The 19,882-nt window shown below is 68.7% G+C and carries 21 protein-coding genes; 9 read left to right on the top strand and 12 right to left on the bottom strand.

Translation table 11 applies throughout. The features are described from left to right. Positions 1–28: 28 nt before the first annotated feature. Genes ACEWX3_RS08135 through ACEWX3_RS08125 form a run of 3 tightly spaced genes read right to left on the bottom strand, consistent with a single transcriptional unit; the run spans position 29 to position 3,114 of the window. Positions 29–1,492 carry an MCE family protein gene (locus tag ACEWX3_RS08135; RefSeq protein ID WP_152518288.1) on the bottom strand — a complete coding sequence of 488 codons (1,464 nt, stop codon included), beginning with the start codon at positions 1,490–1,492 and terminating at the stop codon, positions 29–31. Positions 1,493–1,495: 3 nt separating this feature from the next. Further along, entirely contained in the window at positions 1,496–2,350 is an 855-nt protein-coding gene (locus tag ACEWX3_RS08130; RefSeq protein ID WP_152518289.1) for an ABC transporter permease, read from the bottom strand. Further along, positions 2,347–3,114, bottom strand: a complete 768-nt coding sequence (locus tag ACEWX3_RS08125; protein WP_152518290.1) for an ABC transporter permease — start codon at positions 3,112–3,114, stop codon at positions 2,347–2,349. Before ACEWX3_RS08125 ends, ACEWX3_RS08130 begins: the two co-directional genes overlap by 4 nt. Before the next feature lie 302 nt (positions 3,115–3,416). Between ACEWX3_RS08125 and ACEWX3_RS08120 the strand changes: the two genes are divergently transcribed. Continuing rightward, complete coding sequence (locus tag ACEWX3_RS08120) at positions 3,417–3,992, top strand: TetR/AcrR family transcriptional regulator (RefSeq protein ID WP_374159142.1); 576 nt, start codon at positions 3,417–3,419, stop codon at positions 3,990–3,992. A gap of 12 nt (positions 3,993–4,004) precedes the next feature. Here the strand turns inward: ACEWX3_RS08120 and ACEWX3_RS08115 are convergent, their stop codons facing one another. Then, positions 4,005–4,481, bottom strand: a complete 477-nt coding sequence (locus tag ACEWX3_RS08115; RefSeq protein WP_207067015.1) for a VOC family protein — start codon at positions 4,479–4,481, stop codon at positions 4,005–4,007. A gap of 76 nt (positions 4,482–4,557) precedes the next feature. Beyond that, positions 4,558–5,163 carry a TetR/AcrR family transcriptional regulator gene (locus ACEWX3_RS08110; RefSeq protein ID WP_207067014.1) on the bottom strand — a complete coding sequence of 202 codons (606 nt, stop codon included), beginning with the start codon at positions 5,161–5,163 and terminating at the stop codon, positions 4,558–4,560. 100 nt (positions 5,164–5,263) lie between these two features. Between ACEWX3_RS08110 and ACEWX3_RS08105 the strand changes: the two genes are divergently transcribed. Continuing rightward, the gene (locus ACEWX3_RS08105; protein ID WP_374159141.1) at positions 5,264–6,130 is read left to right on the top strand and encodes an alpha/beta fold hydrolase; all 867 of its coding nucleotides are present in this window, start codon (positions 5,264–5,266) and stop codon (positions 6,128–6,130) included. After that, positions 6,127–9,084 carry an aminotransferase gene (locus ACEWX3_RS08100; protein WP_374159140.1) on the top strand — a complete coding sequence of 986 codons (2,958 nt, stop codon included), beginning with the start codon at positions 6,127–6,129 and terminating at the stop codon, positions 9,082–9,084. Before ACEWX3_RS08105 ends, ACEWX3_RS08100 begins: the two co-directional genes overlap by 4 nt. On the opposite strand, the gene ACEWX3_RS08095 is transcribed toward ACEWX3_RS08100, so the two are convergent. Then, the gene (locus tag ACEWX3_RS08095; protein ID WP_374159139.1) at positions 9,081–10,046 is read right to left on the bottom strand and encodes a hypothetical protein; all 966 of its coding nucleotides are present in this window, start codon (positions 10,044–10,046) and stop codon (positions 9,081–9,083) included. The two genes, ACEWX3_RS08100 and ACEWX3_RS08095, sit on opposite strands and share 4 nt — an antisense overlap. Here ACEWX3_RS08095 and ACEWX3_RS08090 point away from each other — a divergent pair. Continuing rightward, entirely contained in the window at positions 10,045–10,827 is a 783-nt protein-coding gene (locus tag ACEWX3_RS08090) for an adenylate/guanylate cyclase domain-containing protein (protein ID WP_221362264.1), read from the top strand. The genes ACEWX3_RS08095 and ACEWX3_RS08090 overlap by 2 nt on opposite strands. Here ACEWX3_RS08090 and ACEWX3_RS08085 read toward each other — a convergent pair. After that, on the bottom strand, positions 10,824–10,997 hold the full coding sequence (locus tag ACEWX3_RS08085) for a hypothetical protein (RefSeq protein WP_207067009.1): 174 nt from the start codon (positions 10,995–10,997) through the stop codon (positions 10,824–10,826). The two genes, ACEWX3_RS08090 and ACEWX3_RS08085, sit on opposite strands and share 4 nt — an antisense overlap. Before the next feature lie 41 nt (positions 10,998–11,038). On the opposite strand from ACEWX3_RS08085, the gene ACEWX3_RS08080 reads away from it, so the two are divergent. The 3 genes from ACEWX3_RS08080 to ACEWX3_RS08070 all read left to right on the top strand — a co-directional run bounded on the left by ACEWX3_RS08080 (position 11,039) and on the right by ACEWX3_RS08070 (position 12,785). After that, a complete protein-coding gene (locus ACEWX3_RS08080; protein ID WP_374159807.1) occupies positions 11,039–11,716 on the top strand; it encodes a guanylate cyclase in 678 nt (225 codons plus the stop codon). A gap of 115 nt (positions 11,717–11,831) precedes the next feature. Beyond that, entirely contained in the window at positions 11,832–12,470 is a 639-nt protein-coding gene (locus ACEWX3_RS08075; protein ID WP_374159138.1) for a hypothetical protein, read from the top strand. Between the two features lie 57 nt (positions 12,471–12,527). Continuing rightward, entirely contained in the window at positions 12,528–12,785 is a 258-nt protein-coding gene (locus tag ACEWX3_RS08070) for a hypothetical protein (protein ID WP_374159137.1), read from the top strand. Positions 12,786–12,912: 127 nt separating this feature from the next. Here the strand turns inward: ACEWX3_RS08070 and ACEWX3_RS08065 are convergent, their stop codons facing one another. The 3 genes from ACEWX3_RS08065 to ychF form a co-directional block, all read right to left on the bottom strand. After that, positions 12,913–13,311 carry a VOC family protein gene (locus ACEWX3_RS08065; protein ID WP_374159136.1) on the bottom strand — a complete coding sequence of 133 codons (399 nt, stop codon included), beginning with the start codon at positions 13,309–13,311 and terminating at the stop codon, positions 12,913–12,915. Positions 13,312–13,415: 104 nt separating this feature from the next. Then, positions 13,416–14,042: an HNH endonuclease gene (locus ACEWX3_RS08060; RefSeq protein WP_374159135.1), complete on the bottom strand. Its 627-nt coding sequence runs from the start codon at positions 14,040–14,042 to the stop codon at positions 13,416–13,418. A gap of 37 nt (positions 14,043–14,079) precedes the next feature. Next, entirely contained in the window at positions 14,080–15,153 is a 1,074-nt protein-coding gene (gene ychF, locus ACEWX3_RS08055) for a redox-regulated ATPase YchF (protein WP_207067005.1), read from the bottom strand. Positions 15,154–15,235: 82 nt separating this feature from the next. Between ychF and ACEWX3_RS08050 the strand changes: the two genes are divergently transcribed. Then, positions 15,236–16,393, top strand: coding sequence for a DUF6542 domain-containing protein (locus ACEWX3_RS08050; RefSeq protein ID WP_374159134.1), 1,158 nt, complete (start codon positions 15,236–15,238; stop codon positions 16,391–16,393). Here ACEWX3_RS08050 and ACEWX3_RS08045 read toward each other — a convergent pair. Both ACEWX3_RS08045 and ACEWX3_RS08040 read right to left on the bottom strand, forming a co-directional pair. Next, complete coding sequence (locus ACEWX3_RS08045; protein WP_374159133.1) at positions 16,390–18,135, bottom strand: penicillin-binding transpeptidase domain-containing protein; 1,746 nt, start codon at positions 18,133–18,135, stop codon at positions 16,390–16,392. The genes ACEWX3_RS08050 and ACEWX3_RS08045 overlap by 4 nt on opposite strands. A gap of 100 nt (positions 18,136–18,235) precedes the next feature. Then, the gene (locus ACEWX3_RS08040) at positions 18,236–19,252 is read right to left on the bottom strand and encodes a 4-hydroxy-3-methylbut-2-enyl diphosphate reductase (RefSeq protein ID WP_207067002.1); all 1,017 of its coding nucleotides are present in this window, start codon (positions 19,250–19,252) and stop codon (positions 18,236–18,238) included. 53 nt (positions 19,253–19,305) lie between these two features. Here ACEWX3_RS08040 and ACEWX3_RS08035 point away from each other — a divergent pair, with 53 nt between their 5' ends. Next, complete coding sequence (locus ACEWX3_RS08035) at positions 19,306–19,878, top strand: lipid droplet-associated protein (protein WP_207067001.1); 573 nt, start codon at positions 19,306–19,308, stop codon at positions 19,876–19,878. Positions 19,879–19,882: the final 4 nt, after the last annotated feature.

Genomic DNA, 19,882 nt, shown 5'->3' with positions numbered 1-19,882 from the left:
GGTTACCTCTCTCGGTCGGCGGGACGGTTCAGGGCGGGCCGGGTGCCGCCGGCACCGGCGGCGGCACATACGGATACGGCACCGCGGTGGGCTGCAACTGCATCGGATGTTCGACGATGAACGGCTCCGTGCCGGGTCGCGGTCCCGGGTCGCGCGGCGCGCCCGGCGGCGGCGCCGGCGGCAGCCCGGGCCACAGCGGGGTGCCGTCGGGCGCGTACAACTGCGCACCGTACGCGGGGGCGCCCGGATACGGGACCGGCCCGATCGCCGGACCGCCGAACAGATTCCGGATGCTCGGCGGCTCCGGCACCGCGCGGGTCACCGGCAGGTAGTTGGCGTAGGTCGGGAACGCGATGCCCGGGTTGGGGCGCCAGTCCAGACCACTGCCGAACCCGGTGTGGGTCACCAGCTGGCGGACCGGCCAGTTGTCGGCCACCACGGGCAGTGAGCCGCAGCCCGGCTTGCCGCCGGGACCACCCTTGGCGCCGATGATCGGCAGGTGGTTGGGGTAGCGGTACGGGTCGTCGCCGAACGACAGGCCGGTGTCGAACACGATGCTGCGGCCGTTTCCGCCGGGCGATTCGTAACCGCCGTTGTCGAGCAGGTGCTTGGCGCCGACCAGCAGGCAGGTGTATTCGGGGTTGTACTTGTAGAGCAGCTCGGTCGTGGGCTCCAGCACGTTGATCGCCTTGACCAGGTTGGCCTGGTTGGGCGCCAACAGGTTGATACCGCTGTTGGACAGTCCGAGCGTCGAGAGCAGCAGCGCATCGAGCTGGTCGGACTTGCTGACCACCGTGGCGCTGGTCGTACTCGCCGCATCCAAGGTGGACAGGATGTTCTGCGCCGCAGCACTGAACGTCCGGTTGAACGAGGTGAGCGCCTGCAGGTCGGCCCGGATGGTCTCGTTACGCGGATTGAGCTCCAGCAGAACCTGGTTGGCCGCTGTGGTGGCCTCGCCGATCCGTTCACCCTGGCCGCGAACGCCGTCGGACAGCGCCGACAGAGTGCTGTTGAGCTTGGCCACGTCGACCTGGTCGAGCACCTCGACGAGGTTCTCGAAGACGGTGTTGACCTCGGTGGTCACGTTGCGTGACTGCAGCACCTGTCCGGCTTCGAGGCGTTGGCTGCTCGGATCGCCGGGCATCACCAGGTCGACGAACTTGGCCCCGAACACCGTGGTGGCGCGGATCTGCGCCTCGACATTGGCGGGGATGTACTGCAATTGATCGTCGTCGATCTCCAGGCGCAGCGCCACCGGCGAACTCGATTCACCGGTGACCCCGATGTCGGCGACCCGCCCGACCGGCACGCCACGCAGCTTGACATCGGCGTTCTTCTCCATCACCAGACCTGCCCGGTCGGAGGTCAGGGTGACCGGAGTTGTGGACCGCAGCGACCCGGTGAACAGCGCATATGTCAACCAGATGGCGCCGGCGAGCACCGCAACCAAGATCAGTGTCCACCACCCGGGAGCCAGACCGTCGTCGTCCATCCCTCAGCCCGCCAGGTTGAAGTTGCCGGATTGTCCGTACACCGCAAGCGAAATCATCACCAGGACGAACGCAGACACGATCAGAGACGTACGCACCGCGCGGCCGACGGCCTCGCCGACACCCGCCGGGCCGCCGCGCGCACTGAAACCGTAATAGGTGTGCACCAGCATGATCACCACCGCGAGCGCCACACACTGGATGAACGACCAGAACAGGTCGATCGGGTTCAGGAACGTCCGGAAATAATGGTCGTAGACGCCGGTCGACTGACCGTAGAGCACGGTGGTGCCGAACCGCGCCGCCCAGAACGACGCCAGCACACCCACGCAGTAGAGCGGGATGACCACGAGCAGGCCGGCCAACACCCTCGTGGATGCCAGGTAGGCGATGCTGCGGATGCCCATCACCTCGAGCGCGTCGATCTCCTCGTTGATCCGCATCGCGCCCAGCTGCGCGGTGGCGCCGGCGCCGATGGTGGCCGACAACGCCACCGCCGTGGTCGCCGGCGCGATCAGCCGTACGTTGAAGAACGCCGAGGCGAAACCGGTGAGCGCTTCGACACCGATTTCGGCGAAGTCGGTGTAGCCCTGCACCGCCACCAACGCACCGGTCGTCACGGTCAGGAAGCCGACGATGGCGACGGTGCCGCCGATGACGATCAACGCCCCGGCGCCCAGGCCCATCTGGGCGATCAGCCGGATCAGCTCGATCCGGTAGTCCTTGAGAACCAGGCCGATCGAGCGCAGCGTGCGGCCGTAGAACTTCGCCTGCACACCGACGCTGTTCCAGGGGTCGGCCACACTGCGGAACCGGGCCTTGAGCCAGGGGAATTGGGAATGGGGCCGCGAAACCGTCACATCGTCACCTTGACCGCGACGGCGGTGGCCACGATGTTGATCGCGAACAGCGCCATGAAGGTGAACACCACCGTCTCGTTGACGGCGTTGCCGACGCCCGCCGGGCCGCCACCGACCGAAATGCCCTTGTAGCAGGCGATCAGGCCCGCAGAAAGCCCGAACAGTGCGGCCTTGATCAGCGCGATCGTGACGTCGAGCGCTCCGATGATCAGCGTCAGCCCAGCCGCGAAGGCGCCCGGGGAGACGTTCTGGATGTACACGGTGAAGAAGTACGCGCCCGCCAGGCCGACCAGGATAACCGTCGCCGACAACGCCAGCGACACCAACATCGCGGCCAGAACCCGTGGAACGACAAGAGCCTGAATGGGATTGACCCCCATCACGCGCAGTGCGTCGAGTTCCTCGCGGATGGTCCTGGCGCCGAGGTCGGCACACATGGCTGTCGCGCCCGCGCCGGCGACCACCAGAACCGTGACGATCGGCCCGATCTGGCGGACGGTGCCCAGCGCAGCGCCGGTACCGGAGAAGTCCGCGGCACCGAATTCGCGCAGCAGGATGTTGAACGTGAAGGTCAGCAAGACCGTGTACGGGATCGTGAGCATCAGCGTCGGCAGGATCGACACGCGCGCGACGAACCAGGACTGGCTGATGAACTCGCGCCACGCGAACGGTGGCCTGAACATCGCCACGAACGTGTCCAGCGCCATCGAGTAGAACCCGCCGACTGCGCGCACGGGTTTGGCAATAGCGTCGGAAGCGACCATCTAGCAGGTCCTCCCTCGTCTACACCACAACGCCATTGGCCCTCCGACCGACCGCCGTGCCTGGCTGTGGCTGAGGCTACATCTGCGGAGACGCCGGGAAACCGTATATCAACAAATTCTGACCGAGCAACACGAGACCGGTTGCGTGCGCTGACCAGCACCGGCCCCAGCATCTCCCCGTGTTCTGGGTGGAGCCGGCAAAGTCGGCGACGTCGTGGATCGGCGGCCCGGGGCGGCCGCTGCGCGCGCCGACTCGGCCTACCAGTCGCCGCCTCGGCCCAGCAGGACTAGCGTGGACGGCGATGTCGATCCCGATCCGACGCTTGACCACCACCGAGGCAATGCCGCAGCGCATCCTGGATGCAGCAACGGCGGCCTTCGCCGCACGCGGGTTCACCGGGGCCACGATGGCCGACGTCGTCGACGGGTGTGGGGCCGGCATCGGCAGCATCCACCGTCAGTTCGGCGGCATGCGCGATCTCTTCGTGGCGGCCTTCGACCGGCTGGTCGCCGACATCGACCGGGACGTCGCGGCCGCCACCGACACGAGCCGCGGCGACGACCCGGCGAGGTTCGCGGCCGCGACCCGCGCCTACCTGGGAGCGCTGTGGCTACACCGCGGCGTGGCGGTCGTGTTCAGTTCCGACGACGGTCCTGCCGGGTTCGCCCGCCTGCGCGAACGCCGCTTGTGCGACGCCCTGCGGCGCTGGACTCCCGAGGTGGCGGCGGATCCGTCACCGCAGGGTCAGCTGCTGCTACGGATGCTGGGCGCCATTCTGGCCGAGGCGTCGTCGTTGGTGATCCTCTGCGACAACGAGGCCGACGTCGCGCTGATCGGCGACGCGACGATCGAGGCGATCGACCGCCTCGTTCGGTGAGGGACCGCACCGTCATACAAGGGCGACCGCGGTCTCGAGGTCGGCGACGACGATCCTGCTCATCCCCAGCATCGCCCGCGCCGCCGCTTCGGCACGAAGCGGGTCGGGGTCACGCAGCAGTTCGTCGAGCCGCTCGGGCACGATCTGCCAGCTCAGCCCGAAGCGGTCCTTGAGCCAGCCGCACTGCGACTCCTGGCCGCCGCCGGCGAGCAGTCGCTGCCAGTAATGGTCGACCTCTGCCTGATCGCGGCAGTGCACCGTGAACGACACCGCCTCGGTGAAGGGAAACTGAGGTCCGCCGTTGATGGCGATGAACTGCTGCCCGTCCAAGGTGAACGTCGCGGACACCACCTCGCCGGGAGCCCCCGGCCCGGCGTCGGTGAACCGGTCGACTCGGTCGACCGACGAGTTCGGGAAGATCGCCGTATAGAACGCGATGGCGTCCTCGAGGTCGTTGTCGAACCAGAGCGAGGGGGTGATGGCGGGCATGGGGCCTCCTTGTCGCGGCGTCACGGGCTGTCCCCGTTGAGACCCCAACCGGCCTCGGTTCTCATCGCCGCGTGGCTCAGCCCGCGGTGACGGCACCTACTGCGCGCAGCGCGAAGTCCAGGACGCGGGCTTGAGCCTGCTTGAGCGCGTGCGCATCGTCGGGGTCCTGACCGGCCAGCACCCGCGAGGCCAGCGAACTGACCGCGACCGCGTCGATGTCGGGCTCGGTCAGCGGGAAGGAGCCGTCGGCACGGCCCCGGCACAGGATCGTGGTCAACGAGCGTTCCCGGTCGGCCTGGGCCCGCGCCCGGGTTTCCCGGTAGCCCTTGGCCGCTCGCACCTCGTCGGAGTCGATCACCGTCAGCTGCAGGCGGCGCTGCGAATCGGCGCACATGTCGAACATCTCCCCGATCCAGGCGGCCAACTGCTCGGCAGGAGTACCGAGAGCCGCCGCGGCGACGCGGTCCACGTCGGCGACCAACGCGTCGCATTCCTGGCGCAACAGGGCCAGGAACAGGTCGTCCTTGGATTCGAAGTGGCGGTAGAACGCCCGGGTCGAGACCTGCGCCCGACGCAGGATCTCCGACATCAGGATGGGCCCGGGATGCGGATCGGACAGACACCGATACGCCGCCTCGATGATGCGGCGGCGGTCGTCGCTGTGGTCTGCAGCGGGCTGCACGGAGCAGAATTCTAGGGAACCGGTGCCGTGTGGGACCCCGGATGGCGGCAAATACCCCGCTCGGTAACCTGACCGTCGGGGCAGGCCGAGAGGAACGTCGATGAACACAGGTCAGCTTGAGCCGACGACCAGGCGGTTTCACGGCTCCGACGGGCTCACCCTGGTCGCCGACGAGTGGAACGGCGCCGGGTCGGCGGCGCAGCGCTTTGGACCATCGGTGCTGATGCTGCACGGCGGCGGCCAGAACCGGTTCTCCTGGAAGAAGACCGGCCAGATTCTGGCGTCGCGGGGACTGCATGTGGTCGCGCTGGACAGCCGTGGGCACGGCGACAGCGACCGCTCCCCCGACGCGAAGTACACCATCGAGGCGCTGTGCGCAGACACGCTGCGGGTGATCGAGCAGATCGGCCGGCCGGTCGTGCTGATCGGAGCCAGCATGGGCGGGCTCACCGGCATCCTGGCTGCGCGTCAGGCCGGATCGCAGCTGGTCACCAAACTCGTGCTCGTCGACGTGGTGCCGCGCTACGAGAAGGACGGCAGCGCCCGCATCCGCGAGTTCATGTTCAGCCACGTCCACGGCTTCGACTCGCTGGAGCAGGCCGCCGATGCCGTCGCCGCCTACCTGCCGCACCGCGCCCGGCCCAGAAGCCCGGAGGGGCTGAAGAAGAACCTGCGACACCGCAACGGACGCTGGTACTGGCACTGGGATCCCGCGTTTCTGACCAAGCCGAACGAAGACCCGTTCGTGCGCGTCGAACTTCTCGAGCAGGCCGCCGTCGAGTTGGGCATCCCGATCCTGCTGATCCGCGGCAAGCTCTCCGACGTGGTCAGCGAGGAGGCGGTGGCCGACTTCCTCGACAAGGTGCCCACCGCGGAATTCGTCGAGTTGTCCGGTGCCGGCCACACCGCCGCCGGCGACGACAACGACGCATTCTCCGACGCCGTCGTCGAATTCGTGCTGCGGTGAGCACATCCGGGCCCGGGGGCTTCAACTTCCTCGAACATCCCGAGCTACCCGCTCCCGCGGTCAGCGACGCTCAAGCGAGCACGATCCTCGCCGAGCACTACGGCCTGCAGGCCGCCGTCCAATCGCTGGGCAGCCAGCAGGACAAGAACTTCCTGGCCCGCGGCGCCGACGGCAGCGTTCTGGGGGTGCTGAAGATCGCCAACCCGGTGTTCGGCGCCGTCGAGATCGAAGCCCAGGACCGCGCCGCCCGCCACATCGCCGAAGCCGAGCCGCAGTTGCGGATCGCGGTGCCGCTGCCCAACACGGCCGGCGCGGCGTGCACCGCGGTCGACGGCATGCTGGCCGGCACGGCCTACGTGCGTCTGTTGCGCCACCTCGACGGCGGAACGCTGGACACCGCCGGATACCTGGCACCCGAGCTCGTCGCCGGGCTCGGCGACGTTGCAGGCCGGGTGAGCCGGGCTCTTCGCGACTTCGACCATCCCGGTCTGGACCGGGTCCTGCAGTGGGACCTGCGCTTCGGCATGCATGTCGTCGACGCGCTGATCGAACACGTCGGCGACACCGGACTGCGGCAGCGGCTGCAGACCGCTGCCCGAGAGGCGTGGGACCACCTGGCTCCGCTGGATGACGCGCTCCCCCGCCAGGCCGCGCACATCGACTTGACCGACGCCAACGTCGTGCTCGGCGCCGCCCCGGGCACGGCCGACGACCCGCGGCCGGACGGGATCATCGACTTCGGCGACCTGTGCCGCACCTGGGCCGTCTCGGAGCTGGCGATCACGGCGTCCTCGGTGCTGGGACACCCCGGCGCGACCGTCACGTCGATCCTGCCGGCGGTCCGCGCCTTCCACGCTGTGCGCCCGCTCTCGCCCGTCGAGGCGGCAGCGTTGTGGCCGATGCTGGTGCTGCGCACCGTCGTCCTGATCGTCAGCGGCGCCCAACAGGCGGTCCTCGATCCGGACAACGACTACCTCACCGAGCAGGCTGACGCCGAGCGGCAGATGTTCGAGCTCGCCACCTCGGTTGCGCCACAAGTGATGAGCGCACTCATCGCCGCCGATCTCGGGCTGGCGTCAGCGCCGGCACCGCTACCCCCGGCGGCGCCGCTCATTTCCGAGGACCCAGCGCGGGTGCACACGCTGGACCTGTCCACCACGTCGGATCTCTACGACGACGCCTTCGACGACACCGGGGCACTGCGAGCCGGCGCCGAGGACGACTTCGCCGCGGCCGCACTGCACGACGGTGCGCGCGTCGTCGTCAGCCGGTACGGCGAGGCCCGCCTGAGCAGGGCACCCCGGCTGAGCCAGGACGCTCCAGCGGTGGTGGCCACCGGGGTCAGCCTCTGGACGACCCCCGGCACGGTGTTGAACGCTCCGTGGGACGGGGAGGCCCGCGAAGCCGGGCCGGGCGCGGTCACACTGCACACCGACCGCGTGGAGCTGACGCTGGCCGGGGTCACCGACGTCACGCTCGGCGCGGTCGGCCGCGGCCGGCAGCTCGCGCGGGTGGGCGGCCGGGTGGAGATCACCGCGCGCCCCGTCGGCGCGCCTTCGTCTCCCGCGTTCACCTCCGCCGAGTTGTGGCCCGGATGGTCGGCACTGACCCGTGATCCGCGGCCGCTGCTCGGGCTGCCCCCCGTCGACGGGGCTGACGGCGGCGACCTGCTGGCCCGTCGCGACGCGAGTTTCGCTCCCGTGCAGGAGTTCTACTACCGCACACCGCCGCAGATCGAACGTGGCCGGCGGCATTTCCTGATGTCGACGGCGGCCCGCAGCTATCTGGACATGGTCAACAACGTCACCGTGCTGGGACATGCCCATCCACGGATCGCCGACACCGCGGCGCGCCAGCTGCGCAAACTCAACACCAATTCGCGGTTCAACTATTCGGCTGTCGTGGAATTCAGCGAGCGCCTGGCCGCGCTGCTGCCCGACCCGTTGGACACCGTGTTCCTGGTCAATTCCGGTTCCGAGGCAAGCGATCTGGCGATCCGGCTGGCGACGGCCGCGACCGGACGGCGCGACGTCGTCGCGGTCCGGGAGGCCTACCACGGGTGGACCTACGGTACCGACGCGGTGTCCACCTCGACCGCGGACAACCCGAACGCGCTGGCCACCCGACCCGACTGGGTGCACACCGTGGAATCGCCGAACAGCTTCCGTGGCACGTATCGCGGGGCCGAGGCCAACCGCTACGCCACCGACGCGGTGGCACAGATCCAGGCGTTGGCCGCCGAGGGCCGGGCACCGGCGGCGTTCATCTGCGAGAGCGTCTACGGCAACGCCGGCGGCATGGCGCTACCAGACGGGTATCTGCAGCAGGTCTACGCCGCGGTCCGCGCGAGCGGCGGGCTGGCGATCTCCGACGAGGTCCAGGTCGGTTACGGCCGGCTGGGCGAATGGTTCTGGGGATTCCAGCAGCAGGACACGGTGCCCGACATCGTGTCGGTGGCCAAGTCGGTCGGCAACGGTTATCCGTTGGGGGCGGTGATCACCAGCCGCGCCGTCGCCGAGGCGTTCGCCGGGCAGGGGTACTTCTTCTCCTCCACCGGAGGCAGTCCGCTGTCGTGCGCGCTCGGGATGACGGTGCTCGACGTACTCGGTGACGAAGCGCTACAGGACAACGCCCGTCATGTCGGGGGGCACCTGAAGACCAGGCTCGAGGCGCTGGGCGACCGGCACCCGATCATCGGCACCGTGCACGGCTTCGGGCTGTACCTCGGTGTCGAGATGATCCGCGATACGGCGACATTGGAGCCGGCCACGCGGGAAACCCGGGCGGTCTGCGATCGCATGCTCGAACTCGGGGTCATCATCCAACCGACGGGCGACCATTCGAACATCCTGAAGACCAAGCCGCCGCTGTGCATCGACGTCGAGGCCGCCGACTTCTACGTCGACACCCTCGACCGGGCGTTGTCCGAGCTGCAGTTCGGCGTGTCGGGTTAACCGAGCAGCGGCACCCCTGCGACGGTGTCGTCGGTGAGGATCTCGAACATCGCCCGGTCACTGCTCAGTTCGGCTCGCTGGAAAGCTTTGCCCGCCAACTGGACTCGGCAGCTCGCGAGCGCCGAGTTGTAGCAGTACTTCACCCCGCCGTGGGTGTCGGGGTAGGTCAGACCGATCACGTCGCCTGCGACGGTGCTGATCTCACCTTCGATCATCTGCTCCCCCACCCGCGCACCGAACGTCCAGCTGAACGGGCGGTACCGGCCGTGGGTCTGCATGCTGCCCACGACCGAGCGGACGGCGAACTCGAGGCCGGCGTGGCGGAAGACGAACAGTGTCACGCCGGGCAACAGGACCGGCCCCACCCCGGCTCGCGCCGTGACGATCTCGAGTGTGGATTCCGGCGCTTCGTCGAATCCGCATACCTGCCCGTAGGCGTAGGCGGGAGTGTGCCTGCTGCCCCAGTTGTGGTTGACACTGCCGATCCAACCGTCCAGGTCGATGTCGAGATCCGGTGACTGCAGCCGACCGTCGAAGCGGGCCAGCGGATGTCGTACCTGAGTCTTGGCGGTCGGGAACCGGGCCCGGTAGGACCGCTCCGGCAGGACCCGCACCCCGGGCTGCCCGCCGGGCGTGATCGACAGATCCCAGCGGGTGCCGTCGGGCAGCACCCCGTGGGCGTGGGAGTCGTCGAGTTCCGTTCCGGCCAGTTGCGCGGTCCAGGGCTCGTCGGCGAAGTCCGCCGCCTCGATCGGATACGACTGCCTGATCGCTCGGTGACCCGACGGATCGAACACCATCACCCAGACGTCGGCGCAGGACTCACCGACCGTCGGCATCAACAACGTCTCGCGCAGCCACAGTGCTCGCCGGCCACCGGCTGCGTCGGCGCGAAGGAAGCGACTCTCGTAGAAGGGGGCCTTGCGGACGATCACGGGTCCAGCATCCAATACTGGGGCCATGACCGTTGCGCAGATCGCAGCATGGGTGCTGGCGGTGCTCGTCGTCGGTGAGGCCATCGCGCTGGCCGTCGTGGTGCGACAGTGGAGGGCCGCCGAACACGAGGCCGACGAGCTACGCCGCCGCCTCGACACCCGCAACATGCTGCTCACCGGGGGAAGCAAGGCCGTCAAGACGGTGTGGCAGACGGCCAACATCCTGCGCCGCGACGGACTCGGCGCGGCGGTGCGGTCCTCGATCGAGGAACTGGCCGACTGGGCCGAGGTGGAGCGCCCGGACCTGGCCCGGCTGGCGCCGGGCGGCCGGGTCGCGATCATGTTCTCCGACATCGAGGACTCCACCGCGCTCAACGAGCGGATCGGTGACCGGGCCTGGGTGCGGTTGATCGGCAAGCACGACAAGGCCGTGCGACGCCTCGTCGAGCGTCATGACGGATATGTGGTCAAGAGCCAGGGCGACGGCTTCATGATGGCCTTCGCCCACCCCGGTCAGGCGGTCCGCTGCGCCTGCGACATCCAGCGGTCACTGAGCAAGCGGCCCAATGACATTCGGGTGCGAATCGGGGTCCACAGCGGAAAGTCGGTGCTGCGCGGCGACGACCTGTTCGGCCGCAACGTGGCGATGGCCGCCCGCGTCGCCGGGCAGGCCGGGGGCGGCGAGATCCTGGTGAGCCAGGCGGTGCACGACGCACTCGATGACGGGGACACCGCCTTCGGCGCCGGCCGGGACGTGGAGCTCAAAGGGTTCTCCGGCACGCACCGGCTCTTTCCGGTCGAGGTCTAATCGCGCTTGTGCCCGGCCGCCTCGGCCTCGGTCAAGCGCTGGTGCAGACGCGCCCTGATGTCGTCGGGGGTGTAGGAGTTCCGTCGGCGCTGGTCGCGTGCCACCAGCGCCCCACCGGCCACGACACCCGCGACACCTGCCAGCCCGACCCACTTCCAGATCCCACGCATGCCGCCAGTCTGCATAAGCTGCGGGGGTGAAGCCAAGCACGGTGTCGCTGCAGCGCGCGCTGGAGGAAACCCGCACCGGTGACATCTGGCTGTTCCGCGGACGCTCCGGACCCGACCGGGCAATTCAGTCGATGACGAACAGCCCGGTCAACCACGTGGGGATGACCGTTGCGCTCGACGACCTGCCGCCGCTGATCTGGCATGCCGAACTCGGCGACAAGCTGGTGGACATGTGGACGGGCACCCATCACCGCGGTGTCCAGCTCAACGATCTGCGCGAAGCGGTCGAGCGTTGGGTGCACAGCTACGGGCAGCGTTGCTGGCTGCGCCAGCTCTCGCCCTACGCCAGCACAGAGCAGGAGGACCGGATGCTGCGGGTGATCGCCCGCATGGACGGCACCCCGTTCCCGTCCACCGCACGGCTGACCGGCCGCTGGATGCGGGGCAGGCTACCCACCGTCAGCGACTTCACTCGCGGAATCCCGTTCGTGCACAGAAAAGTTCGTGAGTCGGCGGATCGGCGCAAGCAACAGCAGTCCAAGACCGGGCTGGAGACCGCTTACTGTGCAGAGACCGTCGCCATCACCTATGAGGAGATGGGCCTCCTGCAGACCGAGAAGCACTACAACTGGTTCGACCCGGGGTCGTTTTGGAGCGGTGACACGTTGCCGCTTCGAGAGGGTTACCGGCTGGGCGCCGAAATCGCGGTGCTGACATGAGGCAGCCCGCGCCGGCCGCCTCGCGAAACGCCGCGCGAGATCACCCGATCGTGCAGGTCGTAGTGGTTTGCTGAGACGGCGCCCGCATTCGGCAGCGCAACGAGGGAGTGCAGGCATGCCGACGACCACCGATCAACCACCCGGCCAGGACACGTCCGGGGATCTCGCGGAGCCGAAGATGCGTAGTACCAGATGGTCGGCGATCGCCATCGTCTTGGCGTCGATCGCGACGCTGGTGATCCTGTTCGTGATGCTGAACTCGTCGAACGAACAGTCCGGCGAGGTGCGTTCCGTTCCTGCACAGCCGCAGACGTTCTCCCCCCAGTCGCAGCCGCCGGTGCCGCAGACGCGCCTCGACATCCCTCCCCCGCAAGCGGCGCCGCCGCCGGCGGCGGCGGCACCCAGTTCGGTGCCCACTGCGGCGCCCAGCGCGGCGCCGGTCATCGACGAGCTCGGTTTCGTCGATTCCGAGGCGCGCTGCACTGACGACGAGCAGGCGGTGGCGATCGCCCGCACCGAGACGGCGGCGGTGGTGATCTGCCGCGACGAGCAGGGCGACTACGTCTATCAGGGCGTGCGCCTCAGCGACGGCGCATCTCTGCGCCTGGACGACGTACGCACGATCCCGGCCGGGTTCGAAGCGCGCAACGGGGCGACCACCTACCGGCTGTCGGCCACGGAGCTGGTCGTCATCGACGGTGAGACGCTGTTCAGCCGCGACCCGGTCGTGGAGTACCGGGAGGCCAGACCGTAGGGTCACCGACGCTGGTTCGTGATCTCACCGCGACCAGCACCGGGAAGGCTCGACGTCATGTCTGCGGTGGGGATCGTCGTGCTGCTGGTGGCGGCCCTCGGGGTCGGCTATCTGGCCGGGCGCCGCTCCAATCCGCGCGTCCCGACGTGGCAGCAGCGAACCAGCCGGACGGTGCTGGGGCGTCAGGCGCTGATGCTGGCGCTGTTGATGGCCGTCAGCCAGGTCGAGCGATCGACGCAGCGGCGGCTGCGGCCCGCGATGCGCCGCGAGCCGGCGAGCTCCGTCAACCGGCTGCGCCGGTTGGCCCGTCGCTGAGCGGCGGCCCCGAACGCTACGCAATGTCAGCCTGGCAGCCCCATGATGGATATATATCCATGATGGCGCTCTCAGACCGACATTACGGTCGAGCAGCCGGTGAACCGAATCACCTCGCCGGTCAAAGTCATATACCGAACTTGGCGCGCGCCGCGTCAGTCACCGGGGTGAACAGGTTGACGAGGTTTCCATCGGGATCCCTGAACAACAACGCACGGTTTCCCCACGGCATCGTCGTTGGCTCGGTGACCACATCAGAGATCTGTTCGCGAAGGCGTTCGTACTCTTCATCGACGTCGTCGACGATGAACTCGACAATTGCGGTCCGGTTGGCAGCCGGCTCAGCAGATCCTTGCCCAAACAAGGCGACGGTCTTGTCGCTCCCGATGGCCAGCGCTCCGACGGCTGTCGGAATCTCGGCGAAGAGTTCGTTACCCCAGATGGCGGTGACGCCGGTGACCATCTCGTAGAAGGCGACCAATCGCTTCACATCGGCAGTGATGATGCGGATCGAAACCAATCTCATCGGGACTCTCCTCGGGGTGACACCGGATAATCGGCGGCTGGCCTCAGCGAGCCGAATGGTAGGTGCGCACCCCGACAAGTCGTCCCCGTGGATTCCTTCATTCGCTACACGTTGAACCGGAACTCGACGACGTCGCCGTCCCCATCTAGCGACACCTTGCTGGCCCTGTGCCATCGTCCGATGTAGGCACGGTGGGGCTCAGCTGCCTTCTGCTCCAACACGGTCGGGTTCGTCTCGAGATATTCGACCAGCCACCGCGACAACCCGTCCCACTCCGTGACGGCGCCAGGCCGATGCAGCTTCCAGCCGAGTTCTTCCAACGTCCATTGGGCCTTGGCCTGATTGCTCAGCATCGACGCTGTGACCCAGTTCGACTCGTCGTCAGGCCCGCCTCGACTGACGGGCACGCGATGATCGACCGTCGGGAACAACTCCCAGAAAGCGATGTGCGTCTCTGAGAGCTTTCCGTTCGGGTGTGTCGGGAAGTCGTCCCCGAGGACAACATGGAGGAGGCGGAGAACGCCGGGGTTAACGAGTCGGTTGCCCGTGTAGCGGTCGACGAAGCCGTCACGCATGAACAGCTTCATCTGCTGACCTATCGAGTACCGGCGGACGATCTTCTCTATTGGCTCGAACGGATAGCGCGACCTAAGGGTCTCTCTAGCAGAACCGGATTCCCCGTCCCTAAGAGCAGCGCATACCTCGGCCAGCACGCCAGCCTTTGATTCCATCCGCGCATCCCCTTGAAACTTGGCTGTAGCCTTGCCTCTACACGTTGAACCGGAACTCCACCACGTCCCCGTCGGCCATCACGTAGTCCTTGCCTTCCATGCGCACCTTGCCCGCGGCCTTGGCGGCGGCCATCGACCCGGCGGCCACCAGGTCGTCGAAGGACACGATCTCGGCCTTGATGAAGCCCTTCTCGAAGTCGGAATGAATGACCCCGGCGGCTTTGGGCGCGGTGTCGCCCTGGTGAATCGTCCACGCGCGCGCCTCTTTCGGGCCGGCGGTCAGATAGGTCTGCAGCTTCAAGGTGTGAAAACCGGCGCGCGCCAACGCATCCAGCCCGCGCTCGGTCTGACCGATCGACTCCAGCAGTTCGGCGGCGGACTCGTCGTCGAGCTCCTGCAACTCCGCTTCGATCTTGGCGTCGAGGAACACCGCATCCGCCGGCGCGACCAGCTCGCGCAGCTCGGCGACCTTGGCCTCGTCGGTGAGCACCGACTCGTCGGCGTTGAACACATACAGGAACGGCTTGGAGGTCAACAGATTCAGTTCCCGCAGCAGCGAGACGTCCGCGCCGGCGGAGAACAACGTCTTGCCGCTGTTGAGGACCTCTTGGGCGGCGACCGCCGCGTCGTGGACGGGCCTGCGGTCCTTGTGGGTGCGGGCCTCCTTCTCCAACCGCGGCACCGCCCGCTCCAGGGTCTGCATGTCCGCCAGGATCAGTTCGGTCTCGATGATCTCGATGTCGGACTTGGGATCGACCTTGCCGTCGACGTGCACCACATCGTCGTCGGCGAACACCCGCACCACCTGGCAGATGGCGTCGCTCTCGCGGATGTTGGCCAGGAACTTGTTGCCCAGGCCCGCACCCTCGGAGGCGCCCTTGACGATCCCGGCGATGTCGACGAACGTCACCGGCGCGGGCACGATCTTTTCCGAGCCGAAGATCTTGGCCAGCTCGTCCAGGCGGGGATCGGGCAGCGCGACCACCCCCTCGTTGGGTTCGATGGTCGCGAACGGGTAGTTCGCCGCCAGCACCTCGTTACGGGTCAGCGCATTGAACAACGTCGATTTTCCGACGTTGGGTAGTCCGACGATTCCCAGATTCAAGCCCACGGAGTCCACAGTCTGCCAGATGTGATCGCCACGCCCCCGTGCGCTGGCAGCGTCTGATTGCCCGAGCCGGTACGGTCGACGTGTGTCAGGACAGCGCGCGCGGCCGTCGGCGGCGGCCGACAACCGGTCTGCGCACCCCAACATCCCCGGTGTTCCGTGGTGGGGTGCCGTCCTGATCGCTGTCGTCGCGTCCGCCGCCGGATTCGCCGTCGACGCCGGTTCAGGCAATGGGGAACTGACGGCGGTGTTCGCCACGCTGTTCGTGCTCGGCTGCCTGGCCGCGGTGCTCGCGGTGCGGCGCAACGGGCTGTTCACCGCCGTCATCCAGCCGCCGCTGATCTTGTTCGTGATGGTGCCCGGCGCCTACTTCCTGATGCACCACGACTCGATCGAAGGTCTCAAGGACATCCTGATCAACTGTGGTTACCCGCTGATCGAGCGGTTCCCGCTGATGTTCTTCACCTCCGCCGCGGTGCTGCTGATCGGCCTCGCCCGCTGGTACCTCGGCCAGGCGTCTGGCCAGTCGACCGGCCGCGACGACACCGCCACCGCCGGCCGGTCCGAGCGTGGCGCGACGGCCAAGGCGGGGCGCCTGCCGGCGATGGTCGCCGCATTGTTCGCCGGCCGGTCCGCCAAGACCGCCGCGACAACGACGGCCGCCACAGCCGAGAACGCCGGAGGCGGGGCACCGCCGCGCCGCCGCCAGCAGGACCGTCGCTCCGCCTCAGCGCAACGCTCCGCATCCCGGTCGGCGCGCGGCGATCGCCAGCGCTCCAAGCCCGCCGCCCGCCGGCCCCGGCCCGACGAGACCGACATCATCGATCAGGTGGCCACCGACCGTCCGCGCCGACGCCGGCCACGTCCCGAGGACGCGCCGCCGCGCGATCAGCGGCGCCGGGCCAGGAGCGACTCGGCCCGCGAGCCCCGCCGGGCCGCGCCGAACAGCGACCGTCGGGTGCCGTACGACCGCGGCGAGCGAGGCGACCGTGAGCGTCCGCCGCAGCGGCGCAGCCGCTACAACGGCTACGAGGGGTACGAGACGTTCGGCGGTTATGACCGCTATGACCGCCCCGACCTCGGCTACGAACCTCGCCGTGAACCTCCCCAGCAGCGGGGCAACGGCACCCACCACCCGGTGTCGCGGGTGCGCTACCGGGGCTCGGACGACGCCGACGAACGCGTCGAACACCGTCGCCGTGCCCGCGAGAACGACGCCGACCGCTGGGAGTACGACATCTAGGCGACGGTCCGCAGGAACCGTCCCGCGGCGTCGACCGCCGGCGCCGAGCTGCCGGCGTCGCTGACGAACACCGCGAGCGCGAGGTCGCCGGCGATGCCGACGAACCAGCCATGCGCGTGCTGATCGTCGATGTATTCCGCGGTTCCGGTCTTGCCGAGCAGCCCGGGGATGTCCTGGAGCTGACTGGCGGTGCCGTCGGTGATCGTCTCGCGCATCATCGCCTGCACCTGGTCGTCGATCGTCGCGGGCAGCGGTTGCGGGGTGCGGTCGGCGACCCCGGGTTGTCCCTCGACGATGGCCGGTGCCGGTACCGAGCCGTGCGCCAGGGTCGCGGCCACCAGCGCCATGCCGAACGGCGACGCCGTGACCTGCCCCTGGCCGATGCCCTCCTCGACGCGCAGCGCCGACGAGTCCGCGACGGGCACCGAACCGGTGACGGTGGTCATTCCCGGTGCCACATAGTCGATGCCCAGGCCGAGCTGCGCTGCGGCATCGGTGAGCGCGTCCGGCGGGAGGTTCACCGCGAGCCGGCCCATCGTGGTGTTGCAGGACCGGGCGAACGCGGTGTGCAGCGGCACCTCGCCGAGGTCGAACTCGTTGTCGTTGGGAATCTGCCTGCCCTCGATGTTCTCGGTGCCGGGACAGTTGACGATCGTGTCCGGCGTGACCTGCCCGGCCTGCAGCGCCGCCGAGACGGTCACCGTCTTGAACGTCGACCCGGGCGGGTAGAGCCCGGTCAGGGCGATCGGCCCCTGCGCATCGGCCGGCGCGTTCTGCCCGACGGCCAGCAGGTTCCCGGTTGACGGCTGGATGGCCACGATGGCAGCCGGGGTGCCCAGCGGCGCCAGCGCGTCCTCGGCGGCCCGCTGCATGCCGATGTCGAGGGTGCTGGCGATGTCGCCGACGGGTTTGGCGTCCTGCCCGCCCACTCTCTGCGGACCGGCGGAGGTCTGGGCGGTGACGGCCCACCCGGCCGCGGCGTCGGTGCGTTGCTGCCACAGGTCGGCCAGCCCCGTCAGCGTGGGTGAGGTCAGCGCGCGGTCGGTGGCCAGCAGCCGCAGCTGGGGCCGCAACGTCACGCCGGGCAGTGCCGTCAGTGCGGCCTCGATCGGGGTGAGGTCCTCCTCACGCAACGTGACGGCCGTGACGGGTGCACCCGCGGCGGCCCCCACATCGGCAGCCAGGGACTCGGCGGTGATGGTCGGGGCGATCGGGTTCAGCAACGCGGCAACCGCGGCGACGTCGGCATCGGGTGCCAGGTCGACCAGCGTGACGACATGCTGGGTCAGCAGCTCGGCACCGGTACGGTCCAGCACGCGGGCAGCCGGTTGCGGCACCAGCGTCGAGTAAGCCAGCGGCCCGGCGTCCAACCCGGGCGCGACGACCGCCGGATCCCACCGGATCTTCCACTCCTGACCGTCGGCGGTTGCCTCGCCATCGGTGGTGTAGGTCCACTCGTGGGCGTCGTCGGGCCCGAACGTCCACGTCGCGCCGAGCGCGAACCCGCCTTCGGAGTCCACCGCACGCACCCGATCGGGCCGGAACGAGACGTCGCTGCCGAGACTGGCGAACAACTCGCCCAGCGTGGCCGACGCGGCTGCCGGGTCGGACGTCAGGTCGGCGGCGGCGTCGGCGTCACCGCGGCTCAGCGCCTCGGCGAAGGAGCGCACCGTCGCGTCGAGGCGGTCCTCGGCGTCGCTGCAGCCCGCGAGCACCATGGTGACCGCGAGGAGCAACGACATCGGCCAACGCGCGGCCGCCCCGACGTGTCGCAGACGCGCTCTTCTCGGATGTGTTCGGTGGGCGGATCTCACGTTCGACGAACGTACCCGCGCTCACTGACTAGTTACTGCGCGCCGGCCGGATCTCACGGGGCAGAGCGAACACCAGCGTCTCGTTGGCGGTGGTCACCGGCTGCACGACGTCGTAGCCGTGTTCGGCGAGGCGCTCGAGAACACCGCGAACCAGGATCTCGGGCACCGAGGCACCCGAGGTGACGCCGACGGTGGTCACGCCGTCGAACCAGGCCGGATCGACGTCGTCGGCGTAATCCACCAGGTACGAGGCGTCCGCGCCGGCACCGAGGGCCACCTCGACCAGCCGCACCGAGTTCGAGGAATTGCGCGAGCCGACGACGATGACCAGCTCGCATTCCGGGGCCATCGCCTTGACCGCCACCTGACGGTTCTGGGTCGCGTAGCAGATGTCGTCGCTGGGCGGATCCTGCAGCGTCGGGAACTTCTCCCGCAGCCGGCGCACCGTCTCCATCGTCTCGTCGACCGACAGGGTGGTCTGCGAGAGCCAGATCACCTTGTCCGGGTCACGCACGGTGACGCCGTCGACGGCGTCGGGATTGTCGACCACCTGCACATGGTCAGGCGCTTCACCGGCGGTGCCGACCACTTCCTCGTGGCCTTCGTGGCCGATCAGCAGGATGTCGTAGTCGTCGCGGGCGAATCGCTTGGCCTCGTTGTGGACCTTGGTGACCAGCGGGCAGGTGGCGTCGATGACCTGCAGGTCGCGCTCCTTGGCGTTGACGTGCACCGTCGGCGCGACGCCGTGCGCCGAGAACACCACGATCGCGCCCTCGGGCACCTCGTCGGTCTCGTCGACGAACACCGCACCGGCCGCGGCGAGGGTCTCGACGACGTGGCGGTTGTGCACGATCTCGTGGCGGACGTACACCGGCGCGCCATGCTTCTCCAGCGCCCGCTCGACGGTTTCCACGGCCCGGTCGACACCGGCGCAGTATCCGCGAGGTTCGGCCAGCAGCACCCGCTTGCCCGTGACGCCACCGGCGACCGAGCCCAGCGCACTCTGGCTGGATCCGGGGATCCCCATGTTGACAGTCGGTGGCATGGGTTCCAGGGTACTGACCGCCCCCGGTCGCCGCCCAGCCGTAGGCTGTGGCCATGGCAACTGCACCGTATGGGGTCCGGCTGCTCGTCGGGGCGGCGGCGACCGCCATCGAGGAAACCCGCAAGCTCCCCCAGACCATCTTGATGTATCCGATGACTCTGGCCAGCCAGGTGGCGTCGCTGGTGATGAAGGTGCAGCAGGATGTCGCCGTCCTGGTGATCAAGGGTGACGAGACGCTGGAGACGTTCTTCCCGCCCAAGGACGAGCAACCGGAATGGGCCACGTTCGACGACGATCTGCCCGGCGGTTCCGCCGAGGGGGGCGACGTGGTGGATCTGCCGGTGCGCGAGGGCGCCCGCATGACCGAGGGCCGGTATGCGCTGTTCAGCAGCGAGCCCGAGGCCCCCAGCGAGGCCGCGCCCGAACAGCCCACCCCTGCGGACGTGCCCGAGATCGTCACCGAGCTCGAGTACGAATCGCTGACCCTGGCGCAGTTGCGGGCCCGGTTGACGTCGCTGCGCATCGGCGATCTGGAGGCACTGCTGTCCTACGAGGAAGCGACCAAGGCTCGCGCGCCGTTCCAGACGCTGCTGGCCAACAGGATCACCCGCGCCTCCGCGAAGTGAGCGC

The sequence above is a fragment of the Mycobacterium sp. G7A2 genome (genome assembly GCF_041902445.1).
Classification (GTDB): domain Bacteria; phylum Actinomycetota; class Actinomycetes; order Mycobacteriales; family Mycobacteriaceae; genus Mycobacterium.
This window is presented reverse-complemented; position numbering and strand designations above follow the sequence as displayed.

Bases quoted from the DNA above. Each gene is read 5' to 3' on its own strand.
- ACEWX3_RS08135 (WP_152518288.1), bottom strand. From the start codon at position 1,492: ATGGACGACGACGGTCTGGCTCCCGGGTGGTGGACACTGATCTTGGTT.
- ACEWX3_RS08125 (WP_152518290.1), bottom strand. From the start codon at position 3,114: ATGGTCGCTTCCGACGCTATTGCCAAACCCGTGCGCGCAGTCGGCGGG.
- ACEWX3_RS08120 (WP_374159142.1), top strand. From the start codon at position 3,417: ATGTCGATCCCGATCCGACGCTTGACCACCACCGAGGCAATGCCGCAG.
- ACEWX3_RS08115 (WP_207067015.1), bottom strand. From the start codon at position 4,481: ATGCCCGCCATCACCCCCTCGCTCTGGTTCGACAACGACCTCGAGGAC.
- ACEWX3_RS08105 (WP_374159141.1), top strand. From the start codon at position 5,264: ATGAACACAGGTCAGCTTGAGCCGACGACCAGGCGGTTTCACGGCTCC.
- ACEWX3_RS08090 (WP_221362264.1), top strand. From the start codon at position 10,045: ATGACCGTTGCGCAGATCGCAGCATGGGTGCTGGCGGTGCTCGTCGTC.
- ACEWX3_RS08095 (WP_374159139.1), bottom strand. From the start codon at position 10,046: ATGGCCCCAGTATTGGATGCTGGACCCGTGATCGTCCGCAAGGCCCCC.
- ACEWX3_RS08085 (WP_207067009.1), bottom strand. From the start codon at position 10,997: ATGCGTGGGATCTGGAAGTGGGTCGGGCTGGCAGGTGTCGCGGGTGTC.
- ACEWX3_RS08075 (WP_374159138.1), top strand. From the start codon at position 11,832: ATGCCGACGACCACCGATCAACCACCCGGCCAGGACACGTCCGGGGAT.
- ACEWX3_RS08070 (WP_374159137.1), top strand. From the start codon at position 12,528: ATGTCTGCGGTGGGGATCGTCGTGCTGCTGGTGGCGGCCCTCGGGGTC.
- ACEWX3_RS08065 (WP_374159136.1), bottom strand. From the start codon at position 13,311: ATGAGATTGGTTTCGATCCGCATCATCACTGCCGATGTGAAGCGATTG.
- ACEWX3_RS08060 (WP_374159135.1), bottom strand. From the start codon at position 14,042: ATGGAATCAAAGGCTGGCGTGCTGGCCGAGGTATGCGCTGCTCTTAGG.
- ACEWX3_RS08045 (WP_374159133.1), bottom strand. From the start codon at position 18,135: ATGTCGTTGCTCCTCGCGGTCACCATGGTGCTCGCGGGCTGCAGCGAC.
- ACEWX3_RS08040 (WP_207067002.1), bottom strand. From the start codon at position 19,252: ATGCCACCGACTGTCAACATGGGGATCCCCGGATCCAGCCAGAGTGCG.
- ACEWX3_RS08035 (WP_207067001.1), top strand. From the start codon at position 19,306: ATGGCAACTGCACCGTATGGGGTCCGGCTGCTCGTCGGGGCGGCGGCG.